Origin of the sequence: Halomonas sp. OfavH-34-E (assembly GCF_024124525.1) — a bacterium.
Classification (GTDB): Bacteria; Pseudomonadota; Gammaproteobacteria; order Pseudomonadales; family Halomonadaceae; genus Halomonas; species Halomonas litopenaei.
This window is the reverse complement of sequence record NZ_JAMXRY010000010.1, coordinates 92,748-110,607: the sequence shown is the minus strand read 5'-3', so window position 1 is coordinate 110,607 and position 17,860 is coordinate 92,748. Positions and strand designations below refer to the sequence as shown.

Annotated in this window: 14 protein-coding genes; 8 read left to right on the top strand and 6 right to left on the bottom strand. The window is 61.1% G+C overall.

Going from position 1 to position 17,860, the window contains the following annotated elements; translation table 11 throughout:
* Together NH448_RS06745 and NH448_RS06740 are read left to right on the top strand one after the other, a co-directional pair.
* A partial coding sequence (locus tag NH448_RS06745) for an FAD-binding oxidoreductase (protein WP_253028615.1) occupies positions 1–1,226 on the top strand: 1,226 nt, incomplete at its 5' end.
* 112 nt (positions 1,227–1,338) lie between these two features.
* Complete coding sequence (locus tag NH448_RS06740; RefSeq protein ID WP_253028614.1) at positions 1,339–2,460, top strand: aminotransferase class I/II-fold pyridoxal phosphate-dependent enzyme; 1,122 nt, start codon at positions 1,339–1,341, stop codon at positions 2,458–2,460.
* 292 nt (positions 2,461–2,752) lie between these two features.
* On the opposite strand, the gene NH448_RS06735 is transcribed toward NH448_RS06740, so the two are convergent.
* Complete coding sequence (locus tag NH448_RS06735) at positions 2,753–3,580, bottom strand: 2OG-Fe dioxygenase family protein (RefSeq protein ID WP_290442696.1); 828 nt, start codon at positions 3,578–3,580, stop codon at positions 2,753–2,755.
* A gap of 297 nt (positions 3,581–3,877) precedes the next feature.
* Here NH448_RS06735 and NH448_RS06730 point away from each other — a divergent pair, with 297 nt between their 5' ends.
* Both NH448_RS06730 and NH448_RS06725 read left to right on the top strand, forming a co-directional pair.
* The gene (locus tag NH448_RS06730) at positions 3,878–5,695 is read left to right on the top strand and encodes an EAL domain-containing protein (RefSeq protein WP_253028612.1); all 1,818 of its coding nucleotides are present in this window, start codon (positions 3,878–3,880) and stop codon (positions 5,693–5,695) included.
* A 217-nt stretch (positions 5,696–5,912) separates the two neighbouring features.
* Positions 5,913–6,716, top strand: coding sequence for a lipopolysaccharide biosynthesis protein (locus NH448_RS06725; RefSeq protein WP_253028611.1), 804 nt, complete (start codon positions 5,913–5,915; stop codon positions 6,714–6,716).
* A 184-nt stretch (positions 6,717–6,900) separates the two neighbouring features.
* On the opposite strand, the gene NH448_RS06720 is transcribed toward NH448_RS06725, so the two are convergent.
* Positions 6,901–8,244 (bottom strand): UDP-glucose/GDP-mannose dehydrogenase family protein, encoded by a 1,344-nt coding sequence (locus tag NH448_RS06720; protein ID WP_253028610.1) that lies wholly within the window; start codon positions 8,242–8,244, stop codon positions 6,901–6,903.
* A 168-nt stretch (positions 8,245–8,412) separates the two neighbouring features.
* On the bottom strand, positions 8,413–9,411 hold the full coding sequence (locus tag NH448_RS06715; RefSeq protein ID WP_253028609.1) for an NAD-dependent epimerase: 999 nt from the start codon (positions 9,409–9,411) through the stop codon (positions 8,413–8,415).
* 195 nt (positions 9,412–9,606) lie between these two features.
* Between NH448_RS06715 and NH448_RS23635 the strand changes: the two genes are divergently transcribed.
* Both NH448_RS23635 and NH448_RS06705 read left to right on the top strand, forming a co-directional pair.
* Positions 9,607–10,713 (top strand): glycosyltransferase, encoded by a 1,107-nt coding sequence (locus NH448_RS23635; RefSeq protein WP_253028608.1) that lies wholly within the window; start codon positions 9,607–9,609, stop codon positions 10,711–10,713.
* 3 nt (positions 10,714–10,716) lie between these two features.
* Positions 10,717–11,451, top strand: coding sequence for a lipopolysaccharide kinase InaA family protein (locus NH448_RS06705; RefSeq protein ID WP_253028607.1), 735 nt, complete (start codon positions 10,717–10,719; stop codon positions 11,449–11,451).
* Positions 11,452–11,549: 98 nt separating this feature from the next.
* On the opposite strand, the gene NH448_RS06700 is transcribed toward NH448_RS06705, so the two are convergent.
* From NH448_RS06700 to NH448_RS06690, 3 genes are all read right to left on the bottom strand, one after another.
* On the bottom strand, positions 11,550–12,653 hold the full coding sequence (locus NH448_RS06700) for a glycosyltransferase (protein WP_253028606.1): 1,104 nt from the start codon (positions 12,651–12,653) through the stop codon (positions 11,550–11,552).
* A 189-nt stretch (positions 12,654–12,842) separates the two neighbouring features.
* Positions 12,843–13,865 (bottom strand): UDP-glucose 4-epimerase GalE, encoded by a 1,023-nt coding sequence (gene galE, locus NH448_RS06695; protein WP_253028605.1) that lies wholly within the window; start codon positions 13,863–13,865, stop codon positions 12,843–12,845.
* 123 nt (positions 13,866–13,988) lie between these two features.
* A complete protein-coding gene (locus NH448_RS06690) occupies positions 13,989–15,089 on the bottom strand; it encodes a glycosyltransferase (protein ID WP_253028604.1) in 1,101 nt (366 codons plus the stop codon).
* A 294-nt stretch (positions 15,090–15,383) separates the two neighbouring features.
* On the opposite strand from NH448_RS06690, the gene NH448_RS06685 reads away from it, so the two are divergent.
* Positions 15,384–16,571, top strand: coding sequence for a glycosyltransferase (locus NH448_RS06685; RefSeq protein ID WP_253028603.1), 1,188 nt, complete (start codon positions 15,384–15,386; stop codon positions 16,569–16,571).
* On the top strand, positions 16,555–17,859 hold the full coding sequence (locus NH448_RS06680; RefSeq protein WP_253028602.1) for a PIG-L family deacetylase: 1,305 nt from the start codon (positions 16,555–16,557) through the stop codon (positions 17,857–17,859). The genes NH448_RS06685 and NH448_RS06680 overlap by 17 nt, the downstream gene beginning before the upstream one ends.
* Position 17,860 lies beyond the last annotated feature (1 nt).

Genomic DNA, 17,860 nt, shown 5'->3' with positions numbered 1-17,860 from the left:
ACCAGGCCCGACAGCCCATCGTCACCCACGGCGGCCTGACCGGGCTGGTCCACGGCGCGGAAACTGCCCCGGACGAGCTGGCGCTGTCACTCGAGCGTCTTGCCGCCATCGAGGAGATCGACCCGGTGGCCGGCACCATCACCGTGCAGGCCGGCGCGCCGCTGCAGAAGGTCCAGGAGGCCGCCCGCGAGGTCGGCATGCAGTTTGCGCTCGACCTGGGCGCCCGCGGCAGCTGCAGCATCGGTGGCAATATCGCCACCAACGCCGGCGGCAACCGGGTGATCCGCTACGGCATGATGCGCCAGCAGGTGCTGGGGCTCGAGGCGGTGCTGGCCGATGGCCAGGTGATCAGCGCCATGAGCCCGATGCTCAAGAACAACGCCGGCTACGACCTCAAGCAGCTATTTATCGGCAGCGAAGGCACCCTGGGCGTGGTCACCCGGGCGGTGCTCAAGCTGCAGCCGGCGCTTGGCGACACCCGCACCGCGCTGGTCGCCTGCCCCGACTTCACCTCGATGACGTCGTTGCTTGCGCACCTGCGTGACAGCCTTGGCGGAAGCCTGGCCGCCTTCGAGGCCATGTGGCAGAACCACTTCGCCCTGATCACCGAACAGGAACGTCATCAGCCGCCTCTGGACACCGACGCGCCCTACTACGCCCTGGTCGAGTCGCTGGCCAACGACGAGGACTACCACCGCCAGCAGTTCGAGGCGGCACTCGAAGCGTCCGTCGAACAGGGCTGGGTGATCGACGCCGTGATCGCCCAGTCGGAAAGCCAGCGCGACAAGCTATGGGCGATTCGCGATGATATCGAAGGACTGGTGGAGGCGCTCTCGCCGATCATGGCCTTCGACGTCAGCCTGCCGATCGGCGAGATGCAGGACTATGTCACCGAGGTTCAGGCACGCCTCGAGGCCCGCTGGCCACAGGTGCGCCTGGCGGTGTTCGGCCATCTGGGCGACGGCAACCTGCACCTGTCGGTGGGTGTGGGCAGCGATGATCCGGACACCCGCCAAGGGGTCGAGGCCTGCCTCTACGAGCCGCTGGCCCGGGTCAAGGGATCGATCTCCGCCGAGCACGGCATCGGCCTGGAAAAGCGCGACTGGCTGTCGATCTCGCGAAGCCCCGAGGAACTCGCGCTGATGGCGACGCTCAAGCGCACCCTCGACCCCCATGGCCTGCTCAACCGCCACAAGGTGGTGCCCTGGACCGCGCTACAGACCTGACCTGACCTGACCTGACCTGACGTGACCTATTAGCATAGGCCGCTGTCGTAACGCTTTCGGCCCCCTCTGACACGCATCCGCCCCCTTCAAGCCAACTCCCACAGGACATCCCATGGCATCCGATACCCCCACCTTCGCCGACCACCTCTACTCCCCGGGACCGGACAACCCCTTCCCTGGCATCTGGGTGCTGAAGCGCCGTATCGGCAAGGAGATCCCCCACCGTCTGGGCTCCAACGAAGGCCTGGACATGCCCCATCGCGCCCTGCGCGAGCACTTCGGTGACGCCATGGTCGAGCACGTCTACTGCTACGGTGACTCAGAGGCCCTGGGCGTGCGCGAACGCCTCGTCCGGCTGCACGGCTTCGACCTGGACACCCTGCGGGTGGACGCCGGCTGCGACAGCCTGCTGGCGCTGGTGCTTCGGGCCACCGCCCCTGCTGGTACCAGCGTGGTCAGCTCCGCCGGCACCTACCCGACCTTCGGCTACTTCGCCAAGGGCCAGGGCTGCCGCCTGATCGAGGTCGACTACGAGGAAACCAGCGACCACCTGGCGCCGGACATCGACGCCTTGATCGACGCCGCCCACAGCCACCACGCTCGGCTCGTCTACCTGGCCAACCCGGACAACCCCACCGGCTTCGTCCACGACGAGGCTACGGTCGCGCGGTTGCGTGACGCCCTGCCTGATGACTGCTGGCTGCTGCTGGACGAGGCCTATCACGACTTCCGCGACGACGCCGCCAAGCCGAGCTTTACCCGCGCCCTGCCTGGGGTGATTCGCTGTCGCACCCTGTCCAAGGCCCACGGCCTGGCCGGGCTGCGCGTCGGCTACGCCATCGCCGAGCCCGACACCCTGGCGATGCTGATGAAGGTGCGCATCCACTACGCGGTGTCGACCCTGAGCCTGGCCGCCGCCGAGGTGGTGCTCGACCACCAGGACGAGACCGACGCCCACATCCAGGCAGTGCTGGAGCGCCGGGCGCGCCTCGCCGAGCACTTCAAGGCGCTGGGCGCCGACGTGCTGGAGAGCGGCACCAACTTTATCGGTATTCGTCTGGCAGATGCGGATCTGGCCAAGCAGGTCAACGCCGACCTGCTGGACGAAGGCAAACTGATCGCACGCCCGGCTCACCCGGCCCTCGGCCATGTGCTGCGCATCACCGCCGTGGCCGATGCCCTCGAGCCCGGGCGACTTGCCCGCCTGGAGCAGGCGGTGCGTGAAGGAATCTGAGGCCAAGGCTGAGGCGATGGAGAAGTCAGTTTCCAGGCAAGATCTCTATGCCAGGCGAGGCCTTGATGGCAGACAGGACATTAACGGCAGGCGAGGTCTCAATAGCAGAGAATATCTCAACAAAAAGTACCGCCAGGCGACCAAGGTCGCCTGGCGGTAATGCTGGGGTGAAGTAAGCGCCGTAGGCCCTATCGCATGCCAGCATAGCAAGCGGCTGGTCCGGGCCCTCGACCCGCTCCCTCAACGTCGGTGAAACGCCACCGACGCCATCTTGCCAGGTGCACGCCGGCCTTCAGCTGGCGCTCTCCAGTATCGCTTCGTTCAACACCGCCTGGGGGAAGTGGCGGCGCAACATGCGATTCTGGAATTCGTCGACGAAGCAGGCGTTGATGATGATGATAAAGCGCTCGAAAGGGGCGCTTGGCTCACACTGGGTGATCGCATCGACGCTATGGAACAGGCGATCATCACGCAGATGCAGCACCTCCCCCGGCGCCAGCGTCACCCGGCCGACTTCCTGCTGGCCGGCCTTGTCCCGATACAGGGTGTTCACCGCCCCGCTCACGTTGTCGCGATTGAGCACCACGATGCTCAAGTACTTGCAGCCATCGGCGTGGATGCCCTGCCCCTGCAACGGATCCACGGTGCCGTCACCACGTACACCGGTGATCTGCATCAGAATGGGCGCGCGGCGCTCGAGCCCCCAAAGCTCCGCCCAGGCCTTGACGAAAGCCTTGACGTCCTCGCGCTCGGTAAGTTCGGGCAACAGCGGCTCGTAGTAGCGCAGCCGATCCGCCATGCTGGCGGCGTCATTGAAGCGCCCGCCCTGGGCCATGGGACACTCGCCCAGGGTTTCGACCTCTCCCTCGTCGTTCAGGTGCAGCCAGGACATGCGCTTCCAGCGGCGATTGACGTAGGGATCCCGCGGCAGGTCACCAATGAATGACTGCCATGCGGACAGATCAATATGCGCCAGGCGAGTCTTGCTCCAGGACTGAGAAGCGACCTCCTCAAGGACAGACAAATCCCAGTACCCGGATTCAGGAATCCGGTGCCCGACGTTGATCGTCTCGATGGCGGCAAGATGCCGACCTTGTGCGATTTTCTGCGCTATTTTCATGTCATTAACCTCGGTTTTGTGCACAAACATGTGCACTTCATGGATGTTGCATATGCAACACCGAGGATCATGTGGAGCGCTCACACAGCGGTCAAATACCGCGAACGAAGAAACTTCGTTGACCAACTTGTTGCCAAAAGAGAGTATCTACGACGTTTATTCCGATAATGGAAAAACTCATTCCGTCGTTTGGTACTCGCTGCTAGCGACAATTTGTACGACACTGCCGATATATGCGGATTCGTTACTTTTGTTCGGGCACACCCTCTGGCACACCTCGCTGCCCCTGCTCAGGAAATGACGCCATTGCACATCGGTGACAGATTCCACACACCACGCTCGACCGCTGCCGATGCCGGCAGCGGCGGCGAGAACGCCCTCCCGCTGCCGTCCCTGACGCTCAGCGACTGGCGCTTTCGTGAACTGCTGATGAGCCTTTCGCGGGTCGCGGTGCAGGGGTACGACAGGGACAGGCGCGTTATCTACTGGAATGGCGCCAGTCAGGCGCTGTATGGCTACAGCGAGCAGGAAGCCCTGGGCAAGCGCCTGGAACAGCTGTTGATACCGGAGGCCATGGTCGACGCAGTGATCGATGCTCACCAGGCGTGGGTCCACCGCGGCGTGGAGATCCCCGCCGAAGAGCTCGAGCTCAAGCACCGTTCCGGCGCCAGCGTACCGGTGTTCTCCCACCACGTGATGCTGGGCCGGGAGACGGACAATCCGCTGATGTTCTGTATCGACATCGACCTGGCTGGTGAGCGCAAGGCGCGTCGCGATCTGGACTACATGACGCGCTTCGACCGCCTGACCGGCCTGCCCAACCGCCACGCCTTCGAAATCGAGCTCAAGCGGACCCTGGCAGAATGTCGGCGCCACAACGACAGCCTGTTGATCCTGTTTGTCGACCTCGACCACTTCAACGAGATCAACGACACCCATGGCTACGACTGCGGCGACAAGGTCATCCGCCAGGCGGCCAATCGCCTGCGGGCCTTCCGGCGCAGCGATGACCTGCTCTGCCGCTTCGGTACCGATGAGTTCGTGCTGGCCCTGCCCCAGGTGGACATGGCCACCGACGCCATACAGGTGGCAGAGCGCCTGCTGGAAAGCCTCTCCCGCCCGATGCGGGTGGACGGCCGCGAACTGAGAATCCACGCCTCGATCGGCATCAGCACCTTTCCCGACAATGGCAGCGAGGTGCAGGAACTGGTGGGCAGCGCCGACGCCGCCAAGACCCGGGCCAAGCTTACCGGCCGCAACACCTACCAGTTCTTCAGCCCCGAAGCCCACGCGGCAATAGTGCGCCAGCACACCATCGCCGAACGCCTGCAGCGCCTGCTCGATCAGGACGGCGGCGGCGAACTGGGCCTGGTCTATCAACCCCAGGTGGCTGCCGTCAGCGGCCATATCGACTCCCTCGAGGCGCTACTACGCTGGACGACCCGGGAAGGCGAAGCCATCTCTCCTGTTGAGTTCATCCCGGTGGCCGAACGCAGCGAACTGATCAAACGCCTGGAGACCTGGGTGCTGCACAAGGTGTGCGAGCAGCAACGCCAATGGCGCGCCGAGGGCAGCCGCCAAGTGCGCGTGGACGTCAACGTCTCCGGACGTCACGCGGTCATGCCCGGCATGTTCGAGGCCTTCGCCTCCTGCGTCGCGTCATACGGCCTGGGGCCTCGCGAGATCGGCATCGAACTCACCGAGAACGTGCTGATCGAGGCCGGCCAGGACGTGCTGGACAGCCTGCGCAGACTCTATGACCAGGGTTACAAGATCGCCATCGACGACTTCGGTACCGGCTTCTCATCGATGAGCTACCTCAAGGTGCTGCCGATCACCGCGCTCAAGATCGACCGCACCTTCGTCGCCGAGTGCACCCAGGACCCCAGGGACAGGGCGATCATGGAAGCCAGCATCTTCCTTGGCCACCGCCTCGGTCTCGAGGTCGTCGCCGAAGGCGTCGAAACCGACGAGCAGCAGGCGTTATTGCAGGAAATGCGCTGCGACCTGCTCCAGGGCTTCTACTACCACCGCCCCATGGATGCCGATCTGGCAGCGAGACTGTTGCGTGCCGACAAGTCAGTCCTTTTACCAACAGGCAAAATGAGTCACTAGGCGCGCCCTCATCAGGATGCCCCTCTTCGCACCAACCATTGCGCACCAGCCCTTTCATAGCCTCATCTTGCACGCAGGCGCTTGCGCGATACAGCGGCTTCTGTATCCTCTGCAAGGCACCTCGCAATGAATTGTGCCATCGACTTTCTACATAACATTGAACACTCCGCCACCGACTCCTCGGACACGGCGAAGCGCGAGCAAGGACCTCACTGCAATGGCAAACACCCCCACCCAACCTCCGGAGCACTACTATCCAAGGCCACCGGCGGATGACGAGATATCGCTGGTCGATATCACCCTGATCCTGGTCAGGCGCTGGAAGATGATGGCTGGGGTGTTTGTGGTCATCGTGCTGCTGGCACTTGCCTTTGCCCTGACCATGACTGATAGCTACCGCTACGTATCGATCTACAACGTGGCTGAACGCGAGCCCAGCGGTGGCGCCGGTGTCGGCGTACTGGAAACCCCGGAGAGCGTGGTCGCCAAGATCGACAACTACTACTTCGATGCGGTCTCCAGCCAAGTACTCGAAGAAAAATCCCTCGACAGGCTGGGCTTCGAGACCACCGCCAAGGCGCCCGAGAACGTTGCCTTCCTGACCCTGTCCTCCGAGGCTGACGAAGACCATGCCGACCTAGTCCAGGAGTACCACCAAACGCTTCTGGACACAGTTAAAGCTGACCAGGATGAACTTCTCGCCAAGCGTCGCGAGACACTGGAGCAGCAGCTCGCCAGCGCCAACGAGAGCCTCGAGGCCGCCAAGCAGTCTTCCTCCGAGAGCGCTGCGGAGCTGGTGGCCACCTACACCGGAAATGTGGTCGACATCGAAGAGAAGCTGGCTTACCTCGCCGAAGGCAACATTCAGCGCGTGGCATCCCAGAGTCGCGAACCGGTGGGCACCAGCAAGGCTCTGATCATGGCTCTCGCCATCGTGCTGGGCGGCATGCTGGCGGTGATGGCCGCCTTCCTGGCCGAATTCGCCGGCACGGTGCGCAAGGCGTCAGCCCGCAAGGACTAAGGGCCTTTCGCTCCCGCCAGGCGGACACCAGCGGGACACCAGCGCCAATAACAAAACGCCCCGAAGGCCAAGGCCTTCGGGGCGCTTCTCTTTACGGCTATCTTTATTAGAGCTAGCAGGCAATGCGGCTCACGCGCTGTCTGTTAAAACGCCTTCCAGATAGCCCCTTCTCCTTCAGCGTTCTTTACGCAACGCCCTCAAGCGAATCACCACGACCGACGGCGTAGTACATCAGCCCTGCACGACGCACGCTTTCGGGGTCGTAGAGGTTACGGCCATCCACCACCACCGGCATCGACAGTTGCTCCTTGAGCCAGGGGAAGTCCAGCGAGCGGAACTCCTTCCACTCGGTGCAGATCACCAGGGCGTCGGCGCCCTTGACCGCCTGGATGCGATCCCCCGCCAACATCAGGTCATCACGCTCGCCGTAAATGCGTCGGGTCTCGCCCATGGCCTCAGGATCATAGGCCTGGACCCTGGCGCCAGCCTCCCACAGGGCCTCCATCAGGGTACGGCTGGGGGCGTCACGCATATCATCGGTGTTGGGCTTGAACGACAGCCCCCAGATGGCGATGGTGCGGCCCTTGAGGTCGCCGTCGAAGGCGCTGGCCAGCTTGGCGAACAACGTCTGCTTCTGGCGCTGGTTTACCGCTTCCACCGCCCCCAGCAGTTCGGCTTCGTAATCCACCTCGCGGGCGGTGCGCGCCAGCGCCTGGACGTCCTTGGGAAAGCAGGAACCGCCGTAGCCACAGCCCGGGTAGATGAAGTGGTAGCCGATCCGCGGATCACTGCCGATGCCGCGACGCACCTGCTCCACGTCGGCGCCGAGGCGCTCGGCCAGGTTCGCGATCTCATTCATGAAGCTGATCTTGGTGGCAAGCATGGCGTTGGCGGCGTACTTGGTCAGCTCTGCCGCCCGCACGTCCATGAACATCAGCTTTTCCTGCAGACGGATGTAGGGCGCGTAGCACTCCCGCATCAGCTGCTTGACCTTATCGGAGTCGGTACCGACCACGATACGCGCACCGTGGGCAAAGTCCTCGATGGCCGCGCCTTCCTTGAGAAACTCAGGATTCGAGCAGACGTCGACGTTCAGGCTGACACCGCGCTGCTCGAGCTGGGACTCCACCATCGCCTTGACCCGATCGGCGGTGCCCACCGGAACGGTGGACTTGTCGACCACCACCTTGTCGTCCTGCATATGCTCACCGATGGCCTTGGCCACCGCCAGCACGTACTGCAGATCCGCGCTGCCGTCTTCATCCGGCGGCGTGCCCACAGCAATAAACTGCAACACACCATGGTTGACCGCCTTGGCGGCATCGGTAGTGAACTTGAGCCGCCCAGCCGACACGTTGGCCTTGACCATGGGCTCAAGGCCCGGCTCGAAGATCGGGATCTCCCCGGCTTCGAGGCGTGCAATCTTGTTCTCATCCACGTCCATGCAGATGACATCGTGACCGACGTCCGCCAGGCAGGTCCCGGTGACGAGCCCCACGTAGCCGGTGCCAAAAATGGTGATCTTCATCCCTTGTCACTCACTCAATGAAATTTTTGATCGGCAAAGGATAACAATCCCGCCCTGCAAATGGCACAGCCCTTTCCTTGCCTGGGTCAAATGGGATAGCGAGAGCACCTGCAGGCACAACCTATCGCCCTTTGCTCCCCCTGGGCTGACACATGTCTGACACATGGCTTACACCGCGTAGAACTGGCGATACCAATCGACAAAGCGCTTGACGCCTTCTTCCACCGGCATCTGCGGGCGATACCCGGTTGCCTGATACAACGCCTCGGTGTCCGCCCAGGTGCGCGGCACATCACCCGGCTGCATGTCCTTGTAGTGGCAGATCGCCTCTCGCCCCACCGCTTTTTCGATGGCGCGAACGAAGTCCATCAGCGACACCGGGCTACCACAGCCAATGTTGTAGAGCGCGTAGGGGGCAGAGGCGGTATCGGTGGTGACCTCGGTACTGCCACGAGGGGGTGGCACCACGTCCAGCACGCGTACGACGCCCTCGACGATATCGTCGATGTAGGTGAAGTCCCGGGACATGTCGCCATGGTTGTACACGTCCATGGGGCGGCCTTCCAGCACTGCTCGAGTAAACTTGAACAGCGCCATGTCAGGGCGCCCCCAGGGGCCATAGACGGTAAAGAACCTGAGCCCGGTGGTGGGCAGGTCATACAGGTGGGAGTAGGTATGGGCCATCAGCTCGTTGGCCTTCTTGGTGGCCGCATAGAGACTGATGGGGTGGTCGACGTCATCGTCGGTGGCGAAGGGCACCTTGTCGTTGGACCCGTAGACCGAACTGGACGAGGCATAGACCAGGTGCTCCACCCGACCGTGACGGCAGCCCTCAAGAATATTGAGGTGCCCCACCAGATTGGCATCCGCGTAGGCGTGAGGGTTCTCGAGCGAATAACGCACGCCAGCCTGCGCCGCCAAATGGATAACCCTGTCAAAGCCCTCCTCTTTGAACAGGCGCTCCACGTGCTCACGATCAGCGATATCCAGACGCTCGAAGCGGACGTCCTCACACCCCTTGAGATCGGCAAGGCGCGCCTCCTTCAAGGCCACATCGTAGTAGTCATTCAAGTTGTCGACACCGACCAGTTCGTGCCCCTGACCACTCAACCGCTTGGCAACCGCGTGACCGATAAAACCCGCCATCCCGGTAATCAGAATCTTCATATGTACACCTGTTCCAAAACTGGGCCAATTGTAACGCGATACCACTGAAATTAGGAAAGCCCACTTGACGAACCTTCGCAGCGTACGAGCCGGCGACTTGAGCAGCAAACAGATTCCAGGTGCAAAGAGACCAACCAAGGCTCTGTGGTAAACTTTGGTGTCCGCAGCCGCCACTGATTCTCAACCGGAGCCACCGTGAACCATCAGCGAATCGCCTTTGTCATCGAAGACCTCTACGGGGGCGGCGCCCAGAAGTCGCTTTTGTACACGGCGGATCAGTTGCGCCAGCGTGGTCACGCCGTCAAGGTCTTCACCCTGCGCGACAAGGTAGAGCACCGCCTTCCTGATGGCCTCGATATCGAGAACCTGGCGGTGGTCACGCGCCTGACCAAGGCGACCTCCACGGTACTGACCGAAAAGTGGCAGGCCCGCAAGGTCCAGAAGGCCCTTGAAACCTGGCGGCCAGAGGTGGTGATCTCCTGCTCCTGCGACAAGATCACCCGGCACCTGGACTGGCCCAACCTCTACTTCTGGATCAAGTCCGACGTCAGCGCCAAGTTCAGTGACCCGGCCGCCCGGGACAAGGCCTTTGCCAAGGTGCGCCGCTTCTACGGCGGGCGCAAGGTGATCGCGGTGTCCGAGGGCGTCAAGGAAAACCTAGAGCAGGTGGTGGGACTTGAAGCCGAGACGATCATCCCGATCTACAATCCCTACGAGCGGGAGCCCTTTGTCGCAATGGCAGATGAGCCTCTGAGCCTGCCACCAGGGGTCGAAAAAGGCCGCTACCTGTTGTCGGTTGCCGCCATCGAGCCGCGCAAACGCCAGGACCGCCTACTGCAGGCCTATCGCCAGGCCCGGGACGAGCATGGTCTCGATATACCCTTGGTGCTGCTGGGCAAGGGCAAGCCAGAGAATGAACAACGACTAAGGGACATGATCGGCGAGCTGGGGCTCGATGATCACATCCACTGGCTTGGCTATACCGCCAACCCCTACCCCTACATACAAGACGCCCTGGCCATGGTACTGACCTCGGACGCAGAAGGCCTGCCGCGAGTACTGATCGAGGCGCTGCTGCTGCACACCCCGGTGATCAGCGTCGACTGCCCGAGTGGCCCGAAGGAGATCCTGACCCAAGAGCTTAAGGACTTTCTGGTGGCACGCAACGACGAGGCAGGGCTTGCCAGCGCCATGGCGCGCATGGCCGAGGCGCCCGTCACCATCGAACCGCGGCACTACCAGCAGTTTCTCACACAAAACGTGCTGCCGAAGTTCGAAGCCCTGCAGTCAGGGTCAGCCTGAACCATGCAGCTTCTGGATATTCCCTTCAACGACCGGCGCCGACGCTACCTGATGTTCCACACCCGCGACCTGCCGGAGCGTCTTGCGCTGTCTCAGACCACGACCACCGCCGCCTTCGAGGCGGTGGGCTCCAGCCGCTTTTTTGTCTCCCAGGACGGCAGGATTCTGGCCAAGGTGGTGCCGGACAAGTTCTCGAAGACGCTCGAGCCCTTCAAGTGGCTGACACGGGACTATCTCGAAAAACGCTGGCTGGCCCAGTCGGATGCGCGCAAGGAGTACCTCAGCATGCGCATCCTCGAGCGGGCGGGACTTCGCACGCCACGTTTCCACGGCTGGGGTTTGAGCCTTAATCCCCTCAACAGAAACGCATCACTTCTTTTGATGGAGCGGGTCAGCGGTGCGACAACGGCGGGCGATGTGTTTGATCAACTCCCCCGCCCTCAGCAGACGAGCTTTCTCGACAAGTTCAGCAAAGAAGTGGCCCAACTGGCCCGGGCAGGCTTTGTCCACCGCGACCTTCACTTCAACAACCTGCTGATCGACAAGCAGGGTGACTTCACCTGGGTCGACGCCCACGTCAGGCCCCTGCCACGCCAGGCGGCCAAGCGATGGCGCCTGCTGGAAGACTCGCTGACACCCAACAAACTGCGTGGCCACGACAACCTAAAGGAAGTCTCCGCCCGCCTCCACCACTACCTGGATCAGTTCGACGGGGATCTCAGCCAGGACAGCAGGTAGCGTTTCAGCCAACACGAGCTCGGCGACAGCTCTCCCTGACAAAGCCAGTGTAGGCACTGCTTTCCTGGGCTAGCGGGCCGCCCAAATGCGGCTGTGCGCTAATCGTCATCATGCAGCGCCAGGTAACGCTCGACGACGTTCTCCAGCCGATAGTGCTCACACTGGGTGTCATCAATCTGCTGCGTGTCCTTCACCAGGCGAGCAATACAGGCGCCAAAGGCCTCGATGCTGTCGAGCGGTACGAGCCACGACGCCAAATCACCGGTCAGTATCTCTGCCGGGCCGGTGGGACAATCGACGCTGATAACGGGGGTCTGGCAGACCAAAGCTTCGAGCAGAACAAGCGGAAACCCCTCATAGTCGGAACTCAGGAGCAGCGCTCGCGCCCGATCGATATACGGATAGGGATTTTCCCGGGGCCCCAGGGTCAGGACTCGCCCCTCCAACTGGCGCTTTTTTACCATCGACCTGACCTCGTCTAGCCCTGCCCCTCCACCTACCATGATCAATGGCAGGACGGTGCCACTGGCTAGATAAGCGTCAAGCAGTCGGTCCAGCCGCTTCTGGCGAATATCCATTCGCCCCACATACAGTAGGTAGTCATCAGGTACGTCATCGACGTCACAGCCCGCCAAGCGGCGAATATCGTCGATGGCGACCGGATTATGGATGGCCACGCCACGAGACGGCGTCACACCAAAGTGCAGACACAATCGATCCAGCATCGCCTGAGATACGGTGACCAGCTTGCGGCCCTGGTACAAGGCGCGCACCTTGCGCTTCTTCAATAACCGCGAGAAGCCATGTTTGTTGCCGAGAAAGCCAATCACCGGGTCGGCATGCAGGCAATACCAGGCGACGTCCCTGAGCCCTGAGCGCGATACCACCTGATGGGCGTGGTGCAGGTGCGCATAAACCAGATCGAAGGCGTGAGCTTGCTCCTTCAACCAGCGATCCAGCATCTTCGCGTGGGCCCGATAGCGCATCCATTTGCTGAGGTTCCCTTTGACCACATAGGGCATCGTCACCAGGTGCACCTCAGCAGGCAGACGGTGACGTTGTCGGTCACTCAGGATCAGCAGGGTGACCTCTGCACCAGCGCTGACCATGCCTGCGATCAAATCCCTGACCACTACAGGCGCTCCGCCTGAGTCCAGATGATCCACGATAAAAAGAACGCGTAATACGCTGCGAGAAGGCATGCAGGAAGCATCCGACCAAGGAATGGACTCCCTATCATCAGCGGCTTCTTACGTTCACCAGAACAGATACTTGGCCCTACCGTGCGCAACTAATGTGCTTAAACACAAAACAAGCGTTCTAGCGCAGTTTTTACAGCACTAGACGGAAGTCACAGCCATGCGCCACGCCTGCCAAAATAGAAATCTCAACTAGCCTCCATACCCCTCAGGATTTGCCGACTGCCAACTCCAGCTATCCCGCATCATGTCTTCCAGCGTTTTCTCTGCGCTCCAGCCAAGCTCCAATCTTGCCTTCGAGGCGTCTGCCCAGAAGGCAGGCAGATCGCCTTCACGGCGTGAAGCGATGCGATACGGTACCCGCTGCCCCGTCACCTGCTCGAAGGAACGGACCATTTCGAGGACCGTCGTGCCCCTGCCGGTGCCCAGGTTATAGGTTGCGACACCCGACGATGTCATTTCCTTCATCGCCTCCAGCGCCTTGACGTGCCCCACAGCCAGATCTACCACGTGCAGATAGTCACGCTCGCAGGTGCCGTCCCGGGTTGGATAGTCATCCCCGAAGATGGACAGCTCCGGCAGACGCCGCACCGCCACCTGGGAGATAAACGGCAGCAAGTTGTTGGGGATACCCTGGGGATCCTCACCGATACGCCCGGAGGGATGCGCGCCGATCGGGTTGAAGTAGCGAAGCAAGGACGCGGACCAGCGATCGTCGGCCCGGACCAGATCCTCGATCATCTGCTCCACCACGGCCTTGGTCGCGCCATAGGGGTTGGAAGGTCTGCCTCGTCCCATGGCCTCGACGTAAGGCACCGGCACGTCCTCGCCGTAAACCGTGGCGGAGGAACTGAACACGATCGATCTGACCCCAGCCTCCTCCATGGCCTCGAGCAAACGCTGGGTGCCCGTCACGTTACTGTCGTAGTAGGAAAGCGGCTGCCGATAGCTTTCGCCGACGGCCTTCAGGCCCGCAAAATGGATCACCGCTTCCGCCGAGTGCTCGGCAAAGGCTCTGTCCAGACAGGCGCGATCCCGGATATCCCCACGGACCACAGGCACCTTCTGCCCGACCAGCTCTTCAACCCTTGCAATAGCCCTGGGTGAGCTGTTGCAGAAGCTATCGTAGACAACGACCTCATGCCCGGCGGAGATCAGCTCGACCAGGGTGTGGGTCCCGATATAGCCTGCTCCACCGGTGACCAATACCTTCATGACATCTGTCTCCTTAAGAGAGTCTGGCGCCGATTCGACAGCCCCCCAAAACATGGGCGCACGATGCCTACATCAGCCAGCCTAAAACCACAGGCCATCTAACGGGCCATCACTAACGGGCTTTCATCGACGGATAACGAAGGCCTGGGCCACCCGCTCAGGTCTGAAGTCGTCAAGCCATTGCTCACGCACTTCAGGCTTGGGCCCTTCGAGTGCAGCGGTGATTCCGACAGCGAGGGCTTCCTCGCTACGTTCAACCAGACAGGTCTCGAGTTCACCCTTGAGAATCTCTCGCACGCCTCCCGGGCAGTCCACCGACAATACTGGCGTGCCGCAGGCTAGCGCCTCGAACAGCACAATGCCCATGCCTTCGAAACGCGAGCTGAGCACAAACAGCCGAGCGTGGCGCATCCAGGGGTACGGGTTGTGCTGATTACCGGCGAAGATGACCTTGTCAGCGATGCCTAATTCGTTCGCCAAGGCCACCAGGCTATCTCGTTCCTGACCATCCCCCACCAGCACCAGCGGCAAGCTAGTACCGGATCGCGCGTAGGCACGCAGAAGCAGGTCGTGCCCCTTGGCCGGCACCAGACGCGCCACGTTCAAAAGGTATGGCTCGGATGGTATTGCGTCATTGGCTTCCAGCATCGCCTCACGGATCGAGCGCAGCGGACAAGGATTGGGAATCACCGTGAGAGAGCGTGGGCGAAATTTCCAGAGTGTCTGCGCCTTGCGCAAGCTTTCGGCCACCCCCTGAGACACTGCCACGATATCCCGGCGATGGTATAGGCAGCGAGCAAACAGGGCCTTGCGACGACTGGCACCATTGAAGTGGAAGATATTTTCGAGCACGTAGCGGGCACGTTTGTCGCGAAAGCTCCAGACCAGCTCGAAGGTACCGATGCCCCGAAAGACGATACGGTCTACTCTTCCGTGCTCTTGCTCGAAGCGCTTCAACCAGTGCCGAAACACGACGCCGCCCATTACGCCAAGCCCCAGGAACAACGCCCTGCCCATCAGCGGATTGAGTAACAGGCGGGCCAACACTTCTAGGCCATAGCCAACCAGCGTCAATCGATTACGCTGTTGCAGCGGCAGGTGATGCACCTTGACCTCGGAATGCTCTGGTCTTAGGGGGCGCTTGACCTTGCGAAAATACACCAGATGGCTTTCATAGCCCGCCTCATGAAAGGCATCTGCCAGGTTGACCGCCACCCGCTCCATCCCGCCCATCTTGAGGGATCTCACCACCACCAGCGTTCTCATGATAGGCGCCCTTGTGTCCTGCGATCGCAAAAGTGAACAATGAGACCACATAATGCTATGCAGGTTCGAGCCACCCCCTCTCGAAACATCAACGGCGATGCTTCCTCTCCACCTCTACCCTTTACTCCATGGGCGCCCGCTCTCCACTGGGCCGACTATGCTGGATCATAAACTGCGCTATTTCGGCCATTCGCACCGACCAATCACCTGCTAAACTAACGAAAAATCAAAGAAAAAGCTGGGACCGGGAGCATGAAGGACAAAAAGCGCGTATTGCTCGTGCTAAGAAGAATGGGCATGGGCGGGATAGAGCAGGCCACAAGAACCCTTGCAAAGGCGCTGCAAAGCGCCGGCCACGAGGCCCATCTGCTGGTCCTCAAGGGGGAAGTCTCGTCAGCCGATAGAGAAACCTGCCGGCTCCACCAATACGACGTAGACCGCGAGAGTCGCCAGGGCCTAGGTCGCTTCATTCATCTTGCCGACAAGACGCTGTTGTCTCCCCTTATCAAGCAGTCAGGGTTCGTCTGGCGCGGCAGGCGCTGCTCAAATGCCTTCAAACACTATGTGGCAGCACTGGAAGCTCAACATGGTCGTTTCGATCTGATCCTCATTCGAGGCCAAGGCGCCTTCGAAAACCTCTGGGCGTTCGATGACGAACGCACCTGGCGCGTCGTCGAAGCCGTGACAGGGCGATTTCCGAATACCGCAAAAGGCCGCTGGCTAACGAGAACCATGTACCAGGGCAAGCAGCTACTTCACGTCTCCAGAGGCGTGCAACAGGAAGTCGGCGACTATCTGGATCGCCAAGGGGTAAAAGTCAGCAGGAGTGAACTTCTCTACAACGCGGTACCGATCGAAGCCATACGCCGCAAGGCAACAGAGACGGCAGAACCGGCCATCCCCCGCCCCTACCTTGTACATGTTGCACGACTCGTTCCAATAAAGAACCAGCAACGGCTGCTCAAGGCCTACTACTTGGCGGTGAACCAAGGCCTAGACCACGACTTGGTCATCATTGGCGATGGCTCCGAACGTCGCCACCTTGAAGAAATGACGCTGGGTCTCGGTCTTGCCGCCCGGGTCCACTTTCTGGGCCAGCGGGACAACCCCTACCCCTGGATGAAAGACGCAACCGCCCTGGTGCTCAGCTCCAACTTCGAGGGGCTCGGTATCGTCTTGGTCGAAGCCCTGGCCCTCGGCACCCAGTGCGTCGCCTGCAAGGTACCAGGCGGCATCAGTGAGGTGTTGGCGGGCCCGCAAGGCAGGCTGCTGGCCGAGCCCAGCGATGCTGGCCTTGCTGAAAAGCTTCTGGAAGCTGTTCAAGACCCTGTCATCGTCGATGATAAGATGATCAAAGCATTTGAACCGCAAGGCGTTATCGCGCAACTTATGGCACTGACAGAAGCCCCTTCGGAACGCCTTTATGCCCATCCAGCGTGACCACCACTTGCCGCTTGCCCCCGACTGGGAATGCAAGGCCAACATCGACCACAATGGCATCATTCAGTTGGCTGACCCCGCCATCGCTGCACTGAGCGCGGGCGACGTTCGACCCAACACCTGGATGCTGGAGGTACGCTACCGGGCAACGTCTCGCTGGAAGTTGCCTGCAGTCACAATCATCGACCGAAGCAACAGCCAACCTACGGAACGCTTTACCCAGTATCTCGAGCCCAATGAGACCGGCAAGCGCTTGATCAACCTCACAGGCATAGAGTCACTCGACCAACTCCAGCTAACGCTGAAACATCTGACGCTTGAGGCGGACGCCACCCTAATCGGCTTTCGCAATCCGGACCTGGCGAACGGACCAATCCTTATCATCGCGCCCCACCCTGATGACGCCGAACTCGCTGCCTTCGGTGTCTACAGCCAGCACCCCAAGAACACCTGGATCGTCACCATCACCGCGGGCGAGCGCCTTAAACGCCTCGACAAGCAATATTGGCCAGGGCTCGATGATTCACTCGAGGAGGCTTCACAGCGAAAGGGCTTTATTCGCGCCTGGAATAGCGCCACCACCCCGCTGCTCGCCGGTGTGCCGGCAGAGCAACTCATCATGCTAGGCTACTTCAACGACACCCTTGCAGCGCTGCATGAAACGCCAAACACCCTCGTACCCTCACACTCGGCACCGACGCTCACACCAGACGCCTATCGCCGGTGGAACAAACTTTCTCTCCCCACCGACGGGCAAGCGCAAAATACCGGGGAAAATCTCCAGAGCGACCTCGCAGCGCTACTGAACAAAATCAAACCAACAACCATCATCACGCCCCATCCAGACATCGACCCTCACGCCGACCATATCGCCAGCACCCGCCACCTGCAGGCAGCCATCGAGCAAAGCGAACACGCACCGGACCACCTCCTGCTCTACGCCAACCATTTGAAGAGCACCCGCGGATTCCCGAGGGGACCCGCCCACGCCGCTGCGGGAGTGTGGCCAACCCAAATCAACGCACCAACACCTCGAGACGACAAGATCGCCAGCTTTCCGCTTAGCTTGGAAGCTCAGAAACAAAAAACCCTGGCGCTGCACTCCATGCACGATCTTGGAGGCACGCCAGGGCTTGAGCGACAACTGAAACGAAAGCTTAAGAGGTTACTGAGCGGAACCCCCTCTGCAGACTGGAGTGAATACAGCGGTCACGATTACTTCCAGACCCATATCAAGGCACATGAAAATTTCGTGCTACAGCACATTGAACAGAGCAAAAAGTCCTGAG

Bases quoted from the DNA above. Each gene is read 5' to 3' on its own strand.
- NH448_RS06740 (WP_253028614.1), top strand. From the start codon at position 1,339: ATGGCATCCGATACCCCCACCTTCGCCGACCACCTCTACTCCCCGGGA.
- NH448_RS06735 (WP_290442696.1), bottom strand. From the start codon at position 3,580: ATGAAAATAGCGCAGAAAATCGCACAAGGTCGGCATCTTGCCGCCATC.
- NH448_RS06730 (WP_253028612.1), top strand. From the start codon at position 3,878: ATGACGCCATTGCACATCGGTGACAGATTCCACACACCACGCTCGACC.
- NH448_RS06725 (WP_253028611.1), top strand. From the start codon at position 5,913: ATGGCAAACACCCCCACCCAACCTCCGGAGCACTACTATCCAAGGCCA.
- NH448_RS06720 (WP_253028610.1), bottom strand. From the start codon at position 8,244: ATGAAGATCACCATTTTTGGCACCGGCTACGTGGGGCTCGTCACCGGG.
- NH448_RS06715 (WP_253028609.1), bottom strand. From the start codon at position 9,411: ATGAAGATTCTGATTACCGGGATGGCGGGTTTTATCGGTCACGCGGTT.
- NH448_RS06705 (WP_253028607.1), top strand. From the start codon at position 10,717: ATGCAGCTTCTGGATATTCCCTTCAACGACCGGCGCCGACGCTACCTG.
- NH448_RS06700 (WP_253028606.1), bottom strand. From the start codon at position 12,653: ATGCCTTCTCGCAGCGTATTACGCGTTCTTTTTATCGTGGATCATCTG.
- galE (WP_253028605.1), bottom strand. From the start codon at position 13,865: ATGAAGGTATTGGTCACCGGTGGAGCAGGCTATATCGGGACCCACACC.
- NH448_RS06690 (WP_253028604.1), bottom strand. From the start codon at position 15,089: ATGGAGCGGGTGGCGGTCAACCTGGCAGATGCCTTTCATGAGGCGGGC.
- NH448_RS06685 (WP_253028603.1), top strand. From the start codon at position 15,384: ATGAAGGACAAAAAGCGCGTATTGCTCGTGCTAAGAAGAATGGGCATG.
- NH448_RS06680 (WP_253028602.1), top strand. From the start codon at position 16,555: ATGCCCATCCAGCGTGACCACCACTTGCCGCTTGCCCCCGACTGGGAA.